The following is a 12,552-nucleotide window of genomic DNA, read 5'->3' as shown; positions in this document are numbered from 1 at the left end:
CATTCGGGTGAGACGCGCGGAGTTAAATCACTGATTTGCCCGACGGCGAAAGCGGAATGTTTTTTGCGCGATGACTGGACGAGGCAAATCACTTTGGAATCGCTGGCGAATTTTTCTCCGCCGTCATTCCGGGGCGTCCGAAGGACGAGCCCGGAATCCATTCAACCGCAGAGCATGCGGCGAAATGGATTCCGGGCTCGCGCTGCGCGCGCCCCGGAATGACGGAGAGTGAGGAGCCCGCGGCCCGTCCCTCGAGACGCCGCTGGCGCGGCTCCTCGGGATGAGGAGCGGAGCTAGCTTCCGCTAAACGAATTGTAGCCCTGGTCTTCCCAGTAGCCGCCCTTGTAGTCGTTGGTGACTTGCATCGAGATCACGTATTTCGGGTTCTTGAAGCCGAGCTTGGTCGGCACCCGGATCTTCATCGGATAGCCGTAGGCGCGCGGCAGGATCTCGTCGGCGAATTTGAAGGTCATCTGGGTCTGCGGGTGCAGCGCGGTCGGCATGTCCAGCGGCGAGTTGTAGCCGTCCTTGTCGGCGCACTGGAACCAGACATATTTCGCGCGCGTGTCGGCGCCGACGAGCTTTAAGAAATCGCGCAGCGGCGTGCCGGTCCAACTGCCGATTGCGCTCCAGCCCTCGACGCAGATATGGCGCGTGACCTGCTTGACCTGGGGCAGCTTGTAGAGCTCCTCCAGCGTCCACGGCTTGTTGTTCTCGACCAGGCCGCGCACCTCCAGCTTCCAATCCTTGCCGTCGATATCGGGCGCGTCGTCGAGATCGTAATAGCCGTTGAACGGAAACGGTTTTGTAATGGCGCTTTCAGGAAAGGTCGGCGCCAGCGCATTCGGATTGAACATCCAGGCCTGCACCGCATCGTTGAACTTCGAAACCTGCGCCAGCATCGTTTCCGCCGAGGAGCTGTCGATGACGTCGCAGCCCGTGAGCAGCGTCAGCGCCCCCAGGCTGGCGCCGCCGGTGATGAAACGCCGGCGTGTCAGATCCGGCATCAGCTTCACGGCGTCCTTGACCAGCAGCTTCTTGTCGACGCCGGGGATCAGGAGCTTGCGCATGCGACCCATGGTCTTTCTCCTTGAACTACTTTTTTCGGCATGATCTTTTCCGAAAATCGGTTCCCACTTTTCGGGATCATGCCTAGCGCCCGATGATCATGGCGCGCAGGCTCCTCGGCACCAGGATCGCGAGCGCGACGTGAACAACGAGGAAGGCGACGATCAGCGCCATGCAGATGAAATGGACATAGCGCGCCACGTCGTAGCCGCCGAACAGCGCGGTCAGCCACTGCAACTGCACCGGCTTCCAGATCGACAGGCCCGACAGCACGATGATCACACCGACGATGATGATGCCGGCATACAGCAGCTTCTGCACGTAATTGTACTTGGCGAGATCGTCGTGCGAGAGCTTGAGGGTCAGCGCCGCCTTGGTGTCCGAGATCACGCCCGCCGGCGTAATCGGCAGCAGCTTCCTGCGGAAGCGGCCGGTGACGAAGCCAAGGACGAGATAGACCAGGCCATTGACCATCAACAGCCACATCGCGGCAAAGTGCCAGAGCAGCGCGCCGCCGAGCCAGCCGCCGAGCGTGATGCTGCGGGAGAAGGTGAAGTTGAACAGGGGTGAGGCGTTGTAGATCTGCCAGCCCGACATGATCATCAGGATCATCGCCACCGCGTTGACCCAGTGCGCGATCCGCACCCAGGCGGGCTGGATCATCTTGGTCGTGCTGCTGACTGGGGCTGCGTGCTCGTCGCGGACTGCAAGGCTCGACATGGCTGTTCCTGCTCGGAATTCGTTACGTATTTATACGCCCGGATCGGGGCCTTGTTACCGCGACACCTGGTACCAATGCGATACGAACGGCGCATCGCGGTCACAAAAAAGCGAGCCGGGTTTCCCCGGCTCGCTGGTCTCACGCTGCCTGTCTGGGGGATGAAACAGGCGCGCGCGGGGTTACGAGGCGGGCATCAACACGGTGTCGACCACATGGATCACGCCGTTCGACTGGTTGACGTTCGAGATCGTCACCGTCGACCAATTGCCCTTGGCGTCGCCGATCGAGACCTTGCCATCCTGCTTCTTCACGGTCAGTTCCTCGCCCTCGACGGTCCTGAGCTTCTTGCCGTCGGCAAGGCTGGAGGCCTCATACTTCCCGGGCACGACGTGGTAGGTCAGGATCTTGGTCAGCGTCGCCTTGTTCTCCGGCTTGACCAGGGTTTCGACGGTGCCGGCCGGCAGTTTGCCGAACGCCATATTGGTCGGCGCGAACACCGTGAACGGGCCCTTGCCTTCCAACGTGCCCACGAGACCGGCGGCCTTCACCGCGGCGACGAGGGTTGTGTGATCCTTGGAATTGACCGCGTTCTGGATGATGTTCCTGGACGGGAACATCGCGGCGCCGCCTACCATCACGGTCTTTTCCTCGGCGCGAACCGGCGCCATCACGGTCGCGGTGAGCGCCAGCGCGCTGAACGCTGCGGCGGCGAGAAGTGCTGTACGTTTCGACATGGACAATCTCCCGTTTGGCTAACAATGACCGGCGGAGCCGCCGCCGGGATGAAAGGCAACGACGGTGCGGCTATTCGATTGCGCCGTCGTTGGCCGCAGCTACGGGAGGGTTTTGGATGTGGTTTCGCGGGATAATTTATCGTGATGGCTGAAACTATCCACGGGCGTCGCCGTGGGGCTGCGCTTTGCCCACCCTACGAAACGGGCGCCCGAGATCCGTAGCCCGGATGGAGCGTAGCGTAATCCGGGCTACAGGGGACCAGCGCCTAATCCCGGCTCGCAGGCGTCTGGAGGAAGCCGCGGTTGTGGGTCGGGCTGATCAGGATCTCGTTGACGCAGACCCGCGGCGGCAGGCTGGCGACGAAGGCGATGGTGCGGCCGACGTCCTCGGGCTGCAGCATCCTGGCCTGCTCGGCTTCGCTCGGCACGACCGGGCGCAGTTTCAGGATCGGCGTCGCGACCTCGCCGGGCGAGAGACAGCAGGCGCGCAGGCCGTTGGCGCATTCATCCATGTTGAAGGAATGGGTCAGCGCCAGCACCGCATGCTTGGTCGTGGTGTAGGCCGGCCCCGGCATCTTCGAGACATGGCGTCCGGCCCAGGAGGCGACGTTGATGATGCAGCCATCCTGCTGCTTGCGCATCGCCGGCAGCACCGCATGCATGCAGTAGAGCACGCCGTTGAGATTGATCTCGACCAGTTTGTCCCAGCCTTCCAGCTCCATGTCGGCCCAGCTCCGCTTCGGCACGTTGATGCCGGCGCTGTTGACCAGGAGGTCGATGCGGCCGTGGCGGCCGAGGATCTGCTCGGCGGCCTTGTTGACCTCGTCCTTGTTGCTGACGTCCAGTGGGATAGCCTCGGCCTTGCCGCCCTTCTTGGCGATGTTGGCGACCACCCGGTCCAGCTCCTCCTTGCGGCGGCCCGAGACCACCACCGTCCAGCCGTCAGCCGCCAGGAATTCCGCCCCGGCCTCGCCAATCCCGGTGCCGCCGCCCGTCACCCAGGCCACGCGTTTCCCATTATTTGTCATGCAAACTGTCTCCGTTGCTTTCCAAAGGGCGTTTTTGCTAAGCCAGCCGCCGGATTTTCCCGGCCTTTCCGCCCTTCAGGGGATGTTGCATGAACACCGCCGCCAACGCCAACCTGTTTTCCCGCCTGTTCGATGGTCTCGGCGATCCAAGCCGGCTTGCGATCGAAGAACTCGACGGCACGAAGATCAGCTATGCGGACCTGATCGCGCGCACCGGTCAGATGGCGAACGTGCTGGTTTCGCGCGGTGTCAAGGTCGGCGACCGTGTCGCGGCGCAAACCGAAAAATCGGTGCAGGGCCTTGTGCTTTATCTCGCGACCGTGCGCGCTGGCGCGGTCTATCTGCCGCTCAACACTGCCTATACGCTGAACGAGCTCGACTATTTCATCACCGATGCCGAGCCGTCGCTGGTGGTGTGCGACCCTTCCAAGGCCGAAGGCATCGGCGCGATCGCCGCGAAAGTCGGCGCCAAGGTCGAGACGCTGGGTGCCGACGGCAAGGGCTCGCTGACGGAGGCCGCCGACAAAGCGAGCCCGGAGTTCAAGACGGTCGCGCGCGGCAATGATGATCTCGCCGCCATCCTCTATACGTCGGGCACCACCGGCCGCTCCAAGGGCGCGATGCTGAGCCACGACAATCTCGCCTCGAACTCGCTGTCGCTGGTCGACTACTGGCGCTTCACCAGGGATGACGTGCTGATCCACGCGCTGCCGATCTATCACACCCATGGCCTGTTCGTGGCCAGCAATGTGACGCTGTTCGCGCGCGCCTCGATGATCTTCCTGCCGAAGTTCGATCCGGACCTGATCGTCAAGCTGATGGCACGCGCCACCGTGCTGATGGGCGTGCCGACCTTCTACACGCGTCTCCTGCAGAACCCCGCGCTGAACAAGGAGACGACGAGGCACATGCGGCTGTTCGTTTCGGGCTCGGCGCCGCTTTTGGCCGACACCCACCGCGAATGGTCCGCCCGCACCGGTCATGCCGTGCTCGAGCGCTACGGCATGACCGAGACCAACATGAACACCTCCAACCCCTATGACGGCGAGCGCGTGCCCGGCGCGGTCGGCTTCCCCCTGCCCGGCGTCTCCGCGCGCGTCTCCGACCCTGAGACCGGCAAGGTGCTGCCGCCCGAGACCATCGGCGTGATCGAGGTCAAGGGGCCGAACGTGTTCAAGGGCTATTGGCGGATGCCGGAAAAGACCAAGGCCGAATTCCGCGACGACGGCTTCTTCATCACCGGCGATCTCGGCAAGATCGACGCCAAGGGCTATGTGCACATCCTCGGCCGCGGCAAGGACCTCGTGATCTCGGGGGGCTTCAACGTCTATCCCAAGGAAATCGAGACCGAGATCGACGGCATGCCCGGCGTGGTCGAATCCGCCGTGATCGGCGTGCCGCACGCCGATTTCGGCGAAGGCGTCACCGCCGTCGTGGTGCGCCAGCCCGGCGCCACGGTCGATGAATCCGCGGTGCTGAACGGCCTCGAGGGGCGGTTGGCAAAATTCAAGATGCCGAAGCGGGTGTTCATCGTCAACGAACTGCCGCGTAACACCATGGGCAAAGTGCAGAAGAACATTCTGCGGGATACGTATAAGGATATCTATACGAAGAAGTAGGGGCGCAAGAACGTCGCGTTGAAATAATGAACCGCAAACAAGCCGTCCGAATTAACGAACACTTACTCGATGCCTATCAGGCGATGGACGACGCAAGGATGGCCATTGCCGGTCTCGGCAAAGATGAGCGACTAAAGCTCGAGGACTTGCTTCAAGAGGTTGTCGCAGCTTTGCAACAGAAGCTGCTTGCACCGATCTATGATCAGTATCCGGACTTGGAGCCGCCGGTAGTTGATGAAGAAATCCCCACCGTGGACAGCAGGCTCGAGTGGAGCCAGGTGCGTCTCCCGCCGTCCCTGACCGAAGCGGATTTCGACAGCATCATATTCTCGTTGTTGAAGCCACAGTGGCAGAAGACCGCAAGGATGATCATTCTGGTCGAAGGGCGCTGCCAGGAGCTTAGCGTGCCGATCAGCCATGAGGCGATCGCTGCACGATTGAAAGTCCTCGCCGATTCGAATCGCATCGAAGGTGTCGGCGATATCCGCATGTGGCGCTACAGCGAAGTGCGATTGAAGGACTAGCGCCGTAGCCCGGGTGGAGCGCCAGCGTAACCCGGGACCGTCGGCAGATGCTGACTCGGTATCCCCGGGTTGCGCTGCGCTCCACCCGGGCTACGGGACTACTGCCCGCTCACGAGGCTTATCACGAACCGGCCACCGACGATGAAGAGGTAGGCGCCGAACGCCATCTCCAGCGCCCGCTTTGATAGCGCATGCGCGACCTTCACGCCGAGCGGGGCCGTGACCAGCGTGGTCGGCATCACCAGGATGGCGCCGATCAGCGAGACATAGCCAAGCGCGAACGGCACCTGCAGCGCCAGGACATCGGGAAAGTGCGCCGCGGCCGGCCAGCCGGCATAGACATAGCCGAGCGCGCCGGGAATCGAGATCAGCACCGCCAGCGCCGAGGAGGTCGCGACCGCCTGATGGATCGGGCGGCCGTAGAAGGTCATTAATAGATTGGCGAACAGGCCGCCGCCGATGCCCATCAAGGTCGAGAGCAGGCCGACGAAGAAGCCATAGACGCGCATCAGGAAGCCCTTCGGCAGTTCGTCGCCGAACTTCCAGCCTTCGCGCGCCAATAACAGCCGCGCGGCCGCCGACCACGCCACCATCACGAACACGATCTTGAACAGCCGCTCCGGCGCAAATCGCGCGGTGACGCTACCGGCGAGGACGCCGAGCACGATCGGGATCCACCAGCGCTTCAGCACCTCCATGTCGACAGCGCCGCGCCGGTAATGAGCGCGAAACGAGCTGATCGAGGTCGGGATGATGACGGCGAGCGAGGTGCCAATGCAGAGCGGCATCCGCACCTCCACCGGCACGCCGGCCAGACGGAAGCATTCGTAGAACACCGGCACCAAGATCGCGCCGCCGCCGATGCCGAACAGGCCGGCGAGAAAGCCGGACAGGGCGCCAACCGCGATCAGTAGCAATGCGAGTTCGAGGAGTTCAGTGAGATCGAGGCCAGCCATGATGCTCCTTGCGTCAGCGTTTAGTCTCTGCGGCCGTGCACGCGCAAGGCCGCCAGAGCCGCCACGGCTGGCGCCACGAGGATCAGGCCCAACCCGAAGGCCGAAGGGTATCGATCGCCGGCCTGAGCCAGCATCGCCGCCCCATCGAGCAACAGCCCCGTAACCGAGAAAACAACAGGACCGATCAGGCCATCGGCCGACCAGTTGTGAATCAGACGCATCGTCCTGGGATGCGATACGAAGCCGGTACTCCATCCCATCTCAAATTCCTCCGTATGACGGCTCCGCGAAGCCTAGACCCTTGTCGAAGGCGGGAGTATCTAGCCTGCTCGGTGGGTACCTTCCCGAATTTCGGAAGGATCGGATGGACCAGCTTTCGGCCATGGCGACCTTTGTCCGCGCGGTGGAGACGGGCAGCCTCTCGGCGGCGGCCCGCTCGCTTCCGAGCTCGCTGACCTCGGTCAGCCGCCAGATCTCCGCGCTGGAGCAGCATTTCGGCACCAGGCTGCTATTGCGCACCACGCGGCAGCTCGCGCTGACCGATGATGGCCGGATCCTCTATGAGCGCGCGAAATCGATCCTCGGCGAGGTCAAGGAAATCGAAGCCGCGTTGTCGCGCAACCGTCACGAGCCCTCGGGACGGATTCGCGTCAGTTGCCCCAGCCTGATGGGGCGGCTCGTGATCGCGCCTCTGCTCGGCGAATTCCTGCGCCGCTATCCGTTGCTGTCAGTCGATCTGCTGCTGGTCGATCGCGCCGTCGACATGGTCGAGGAAGACATCCATCTGGCGGTCCGTGTCGGCCGCTTGCGGGATTCGCAACTGGTCGCGCGCAAATTCGCCGACCTCAGGATGATCGTATGCGCCTCACCCACCTACCTCGCGCGCCGCGGCGTGCCGCAGACGCCGCGCGACCTCGCTGGTCATGACTGTCTCGTGTTCTCCGATGCGCCCGGCAGCGCCGAGTGGCGCTTCGCGGAGAGCGCGAAGGCAGACCGCAAAATCCGCATATCCGGTCGGCTCTGGATGAATAGCCTCGATGCGCTTGCCGTGGCGGCGAAGGAAGGCGCGGGCATTGTGCGCGTGCCGTCATGGCAGGTCGACGCCGATATCAGGGCCGGCAGCTTGCGGCGCATCCTCGCGAACTACGAGCCGCCGCCGACGCCATTGCACCTGGTGTTTCAGCCATCGCGGCTTGCGTCGCCAAAGACCCGGGCATTTGTCGATTATCTCGTCGAACGTTGGCGAGCCGTCGATCCGTTCGGCGCGCATGTCGCCGCAACCTTATAATCGAATCAGAATTCGCTTCTTGGTCTGGGCCGACCGCCCTGGTATACCAAGCCTCCGATCGGCTTGCTTCATCAATGATGTAGCAATGAATACCCGTTCGTTTTGCAGGCATTTGGCCGTTGCGCTGTAAGGTTCGACTCCGTAAATAGAATTTATCTACCGCGTTCCCCGATGGGCCGGCCGCGGTCCCACCAAACTCAAAGCCGCTGATGACCGCCAGGATCGAACGACCGCTCTCGCCCCATATACAGACCTATCGCTGGACCCTGACGATGGCGCTTTCCATCGTCCACCGCGCCACGGGAATAGCGCTTTATGTCGGCACGCTGCTGCTCGCCTGGTGGCTGATCGCGGCGGCTTCGGGCCCCAGCGCCTACGCCAATCTGCAGGCTTTCACCGGCAGCTTCATCGGCAAGCTGATCGTGTTCGGCTACACTTGGGCGCTGATGCACCATCTGCTCAGCGGCATCAGGCATTTCGTGTGGGACCTGGGCTACGGCTTCAAGGCCAATGAACGGGAGGCCCTGACCTGGGCCGCGCTGATCGGCGGCATCGTGCTCACCGTGCTGATCTGGATCATCGCTTACGCGATCGGAGGCGGACGATGAGCGACTCTCGTTCCTCGATGCGCACGCCGCTCGGCCGCGTCCGCAATCTCGGCGCCTCGCATTCCGGCACCACCGATTTCTGGCGCCAGCGCCTCACCGCGATGGCGATGACGCTGCTGATCGTGCCGGTGCTGTTCGTGATCCTGACGCTGGTCGGCCGCAACCACGCCGGCGCGGCACAGATCCTCGGCTCGCTGCCGATCGCGATCATCCTCTTGCTCTTCATCGTCGCCAGCACCTGGCACATGAAGATCGGCATGCAGGTCGTGATCGAGGACTATGTGCATAACGAGAAGCTGAAGCTCGCCAGCATCATGGCCAACAATTTCTTCTGCGCTGCGGTGGCCTTGGCCTCGATCTACGCGCTCCTTAAATTATCCTCGGGAGTATGACCTATGGCCGCTGAAGGTAACGGCAAGGCCACCAATGGCAGTGGCCCGGCCACGAACGGCAAAGCCTATCCGATCGAAGACCACACCTACGACGTCGTCGTGGTCGGCGCCGGCGGCGCCGGCCTGCGCGCGGTGGTCGGCTGCTCGGAAGCGGGCCTCCGCACAGCCTGCATCACCAAGGTGTTTCCGACCCGCTCGCACACGGTCGCAGCACAAGGCGGCATCTCGGCCTCGCTCGGCAACATGCATCAGGACGACTGGCGCTGGCACATGTACGACACCGTCAAGGGGTCGGACTGGCTCGGCGACCAGGACGCGATTGAATACATGGTGCGTAACGCGCCGGAGGCGGTCTACGAGCTCGAGCATTGGGGCGTGCCGTTCTCGCGCACCGAGGACGGCAAGATCTACCAGCGTCCGTTCGGCGGCATGACGATCGACTACGGCAAGGGCCAGGCGCAGCGCACCTGCGCCGCCGCCGACCGCACCGGCCACGCGATGCTGCACACGATGTACGGCCAGTCGCTGCGGCACGCGGCCGAGTTCTTCATCGAGTTCTTCGCCATCGACCTGATCATGGACGACCAGGGCGTCTGCCGCGGCGTGATCGCGATCAAGCTCGACGACGGCACGCTGCACCGCTTCCGTGCCCAGACCACGATTCTCGCCACCGGCGGCTATGGCCGCGCCTACGCCTCCTGCACCTCGGCGCATACCTGCACCGGCGACGGCGGCGGCATGGTGCTGCGCGCCGGCCTGCCGCTGCAGGACATGGAGTTCGTGCAGTTCCACCCGACCGGCATCTACGGCGCCGGCTGCCTCGTCACCGAGGGCGCCCGCGGCGAAGGCGGCTATCTCGTCAACTCCGAGGGCGAGCGCTTCATGGAGCGCTATGCGCCTTCCGCCAAGGACCTCGCCTCGCGCGACGTGGTCTCGCGCGCGATGACCATCGAGATCCGCGAAGGCCGCGGCGTCGGCAAGAAGAAGGACCACATCTACCTGCACCTCGATCATCTCGATCCGAAGGTGCTGCAGGAGCGGCTGCCTGGCATCTCCGAATCGGCGCGCATCTTCGCCAATGTCGACGTCACCCGCGAGCCGATCCCGATCGTGCCGACGGTGCACTACAACATGGGCGGCATCCCCACCAACTTCCACGCCGAAGTGCTGACGAAGCGGGACGGCGACGACAATGCAGTGGTGCCCGGCCTGATGGCGATCGGGGAAGCGGCCTGCGTCTCCGTGCATGGCGCCAACCGGCTCGGCTCCAACTCGCTGATCGACCTCGTGGTGTTCGGCCGGGCTGCTGCGCTGCGCTGCGCCGAGAAACTGACGGCCAACGGCAAGCAGCCGGAATTGCCGAGGGATTCCGCCGACCTGGCGCTGGGCCGGCTCGACCATTTCCGAAATGCTTCGGGCGGCACGCCGACCGCCAAGCTGCGCGACAGCATGCAGCATGTGATGCAGACCAATTGCGCGGTGTTCCGCACCGGCGAAGTGCTGCAGGAAGGCAAGAACCTGATCCACAAGGTGCATGGCGGCATTGGCGACATCTCGGTCTCCGACCGCTCGCTGGTGTGGAATTCCGATCTGATCGAGACGCTGGAATTCGACAATCTGATCGTGCAGGCCGTCGTCACCATGGATTCGGCGGCCAACCGCACCGAGAGCCGCGGCGCGCATGCGCGCGAGGATTTCCCTGATCGTGACGACAAGAACTGGATGAAGCACACGCTGGCCTGGCTCGATCAGAAGGGCAACACCACGATCGAGTTCCGCCCGGTGCACGATTACACGATGACCAACGACGTGCAGTACATCCCGCCCAAGGCGCGTGTGTATTGATGACGACAGCGAAGGCTTGCAAGCATGGTTGAATTCGCGCTTCCGAAGAACTCGAAGATCTCAGGCGGCAAGACCTGGCCGAAGCCGGCCGGCGCGACCGAGACGCGCGAGTTCAAGATCTATCGCTGGAATCCGGACGACGGCAAGAATCCGAGCGTCGACACCTATTATGTCGACACCAACGATTGCGGGCCGATGGTCTTGGACGGCCTGATCTGGATCAAGAACCACATCGATCCGACGCTGACCTTCCGCCGCTCCTGCCGCGAGGGCGTCTGCGGCTCCTGCGCCATGAACATCGACGGCCAGAACACGCTCGCCTGCACCAAGTCGATGCACGACGTGAAAGACGGCGCGGTGAAGGTCAACCCGCTGCCGCACCAGCCGGTGGTGAAAGACCTCGTCCCCGACCTCACCAATTTCTACGCGCAATATGCCTCGATCGAGCCGTGGCTGAAGACGGTCACGCCGACGCCGCAGAAGGAATGGAAGCAGAGCCACGAGGACCGCGAGAAGCTCGACGGCCTCTATGAGTGCATCCTCTGCGCCTGCTGCTCGACCTCGTGCCCGAGCTACTGGTGGAACAGCGAGCGCTTCCTCGGCCCCGCCGCGCTGCTGCAGGCAACCCGCTGGGTCACCGACAGCCGCGATGAGGCCACCGGCGAACGGCTCGACAATCTCGAGGACCCGTTCCGGCTCTATCGCTGCCACACCATCATGAATTGCGCCAAGGCCTGCCCCAAGGGCCTCAACCCCTCGGAAGCGATCGCCGAGCTCAAGCTGAAGCTGGTCGAGCGGCAGATGTAAGCCGCCGGCGAACGCCGGATCACGCGCGCCCGCGGACGTATCGACGCCCGCCAGCCTGCTGCGGACCGATCGCATCGAAGGCCGCTTTCTGCTCGTCGGTCAGCGATCCATAGAAGTCATCCATCGCCGTGCGCACGGTCTTCACCGCCTGCAGCATCGTGTCGAGCCGCCGGGCGACGGCTGCAAGGCGTGCCGGCGGCGTCAGCGCGTCCTCCGGCCGGATCTGACACGATGCCTTCAGCGTGTCCGCGGCCTGGGCAGCGGCGCCCTGAAGCGCGTCAAGATATTGGCGCTGCTGGTCGGTCGGCCTGACCGATTGATCGATTGTGGCGGTCGGCCACTCGCTCAGCGCCGGTTGCGTCACATCGCAGGCTGGTCCGGTCGGGCCGGCTCTCGCCGCGGTTCGGCCCGGACGCTGGCGTGTCGTCGAAAGTGCATTGATCTGCGCCTTCTGCTCATCGCTCAGGAGGCCGTAGAACTTCTCGAGCGGCCCTTGCACCGTCTGCACCGCGACGATCATCGCTTCGATGCGCTGCTGCATCGCTGCAAGCCGGCCCGGCGCCGTGAGCGCAACGTCGGTGGGGCAGGAGGTCTTGAGGGCTGCAGCCGCCTTTTCCGAAGCGTTGGCGAGTTCTTCGAGCGCGGCGCGCTGTGCCTCGTTCGGCTGGATTGCATTCTGGAATGCCTCGATCGGCAGCCCGGCAATCACGCGGCTATCGTCGCCGCACATTTGCGCGAGGTTGGTCCGGCCGTTCGACGGCGCATAGGCATAGGTGTCGAAGTTGCCTCCGCGCCGGCCAGCATAGCGCGGCAGGTAGCCCGCATAGCCCATCAAGTCGTCATAGCCATAAAGGCCGAAGATGCCAGCGTAGAGGTCCGGATAGCCATAGCCCCAGAACGCATCATCATAGGGATAGCCCCAGAAGGTGTAGTCATAAATGTCATAGAAAGCGAACGGCCAG

At 63.6% G+C, this 12,552-nt stretch carries 14 protein-coding genes; 7 read left to right on the top strand and 7 right to left on the bottom strand.

Annotation, left to right across the window (positions count from 1 at the left end):
• Positions 1 to 293: 293 nt before the first annotated feature.
• The 4 genes from OZ411_RS41430 to OZ411_RS41415 form a co-directional block, all read right to left on the bottom strand.
• A complete protein-coding gene (locus OZ411_RS41430; protein WP_282532566.1) occupies positions 294 to 1,079 on the bottom strand; it encodes a molybdopterin-binding protein in 786 nt (261 codons plus the stop codon).
• A gap of 73 nt (positions 1,080 to 1,152) precedes the next feature.
• The gene (locus OZ411_RS41425; protein ID WP_282532565.1) at positions 1,153 to 1,788 is read right to left on the bottom strand and encodes a cytochrome b/b6 domain-containing protein; all 636 of its coding nucleotides are present in this window, start codon (positions 1,786 to 1,788) and stop codon (positions 1,153 to 1,155) included.
• A 180-nt stretch (positions 1,789 to 1,968) separates the two neighbouring features.
• On the bottom strand, positions 1,969 to 2,523 hold the full coding sequence (locus OZ411_RS41420) for a fasciclin domain-containing protein (protein WP_282532564.1): 555 nt from the start codon (positions 2,521 to 2,523) through the stop codon (positions 1,969 to 1,971).
• 266 nt (positions 2,524 to 2,789) lie between these two features.
• Positions 2,790 to 3,551 (bottom strand): SDR family oxidoreductase, encoded by a 762-nt coding sequence (locus OZ411_RS41415; protein WP_282532563.1) that lies wholly within the window; start codon positions 3,549 to 3,551, stop codon positions 2,790 to 2,792.
• A gap of 89 nt (positions 3,552 to 3,640) precedes the next feature.
• Here OZ411_RS41415 and OZ411_RS41410 point away from each other — a divergent pair, with 89 nt between their 5' ends.
• Both OZ411_RS41410 and OZ411_RS41405 read left to right on the top strand, forming a co-directional pair.
• Positions 3,641 to 5,170, top strand: coding sequence for a malonyl-CoA synthase (locus OZ411_RS41410; RefSeq protein ID WP_282532562.1), 1,530 nt, complete (start codon positions 3,641 to 3,643; stop codon positions 5,168 to 5,170).
• Positions 5,171 to 5,196: 26 nt separating this feature from the next.
• On the top strand, positions 5,197 to 5,694 hold the full coding sequence (locus OZ411_RS41405; RefSeq protein ID WP_282532561.1) for a DUF3658 domain-containing protein: 498 nt from the start codon (positions 5,197 to 5,199) through the stop codon (positions 5,692 to 5,694).
• A 98-nt stretch (positions 5,695 to 5,792) separates the two neighbouring features.
• Here OZ411_RS41405 and OZ411_RS41400 read toward each other — a convergent pair whose 3' ends face one another.
• Both OZ411_RS41400 and OZ411_RS41395 read right to left on the bottom strand, forming a co-directional pair.
• Complete coding sequence (locus tag OZ411_RS41400) at positions 5,793 to 6,653, bottom strand: sulfite exporter TauE/SafE family protein (RefSeq protein ID WP_282532567.1); 861 nt, start codon at positions 6,651 to 6,653, stop codon at positions 5,793 to 5,795.
• Between the two features lie 17 nt (positions 6,654 to 6,670).
• Entirely contained in the window at positions 6,671 to 6,910 is a 240-nt protein-coding gene (locus OZ411_RS41395; RefSeq protein ID WP_282532568.1) for a hypothetical protein, read from the bottom strand.
• A 104-nt stretch (positions 6,911 to 7,014) separates the two neighbouring features.
• Here OZ411_RS41395 and OZ411_RS41390 point away from each other — a divergent pair, with 104 nt between their 5' ends.
• The 5 genes from OZ411_RS41390 (at position 7,015) to OZ411_RS41370 (ending at position 11,590) form a co-directional block, all read left to right on the top strand.
• Positions 7,015 to 7,938, top strand: coding sequence for a LysR family transcriptional regulator (locus tag OZ411_RS41390; protein ID WP_282532560.1), 924 nt, complete (start codon positions 7,015 to 7,017; stop codon positions 7,936 to 7,938).
• Between the two features lie 209 nt (positions 7,939 to 8,147).
• The gene (sdhC, locus tag OZ411_RS41385) at positions 8,148 to 8,546 is read left to right on the top strand and encodes a succinate dehydrogenase, cytochrome b556 subunit (protein WP_130581523.1); all 399 of its coding nucleotides are present in this window, start codon (positions 8,148 to 8,150) and stop codon (positions 8,544 to 8,546) included.
• Between the two features lie 17 nt (positions 8,547 to 8,563).
• Complete coding sequence (gene sdhD / locus OZ411_RS41380) at positions 8,564 to 8,938, top strand: succinate dehydrogenase, hydrophobic membrane anchor protein (RefSeq protein ID WP_130581531.1); 375 nt, start codon at positions 8,564 to 8,566, stop codon at positions 8,936 to 8,938.
• A gap of 3 nt (positions 8,939 to 8,941) precedes the next feature.
• Positions 8,942 to 10,783, top strand: a complete 1,842-nt coding sequence (sdhA, locus tag OZ411_RS41375; RefSeq protein ID WP_282532559.1) for a succinate dehydrogenase flavoprotein subunit — start codon at positions 8,942 to 8,944, stop codon at positions 10,781 to 10,783.
• Positions 10,784 to 10,807: 24 nt separating this feature from the next.
• On the top strand, positions 10,808 to 11,590 hold the full coding sequence (locus OZ411_RS41370; RefSeq protein ID WP_130581521.1) for a succinate dehydrogenase iron-sulfur subunit: 783 nt from the start codon (positions 10,808 to 10,810) through the stop codon (positions 11,588 to 11,590).
• 19 nt (positions 11,591 to 11,609) lie between these two features.
• Here OZ411_RS41370 and OZ411_RS41365 read toward each other — a convergent pair.
• Positions 11,610 to 12,552: Spy/CpxP family protein refolding chaperone (locus OZ411_RS41365; protein WP_282532558.1), on the bottom strand; the 943-nt coding region annotated here is incomplete at its 5' end.

It is taken from the genome of Bradyrhizobium sp. Arg237L (genome assembly GCF_029990105.1).
Taxonomy (GTDB): Bacteria; Pseudomonadota; Alphaproteobacteria; order Rhizobiales; family Xanthobacteraceae; genus Bradyrhizobium.
This window is presented reverse-complemented; position numbering and strand designations above follow the sequence as displayed.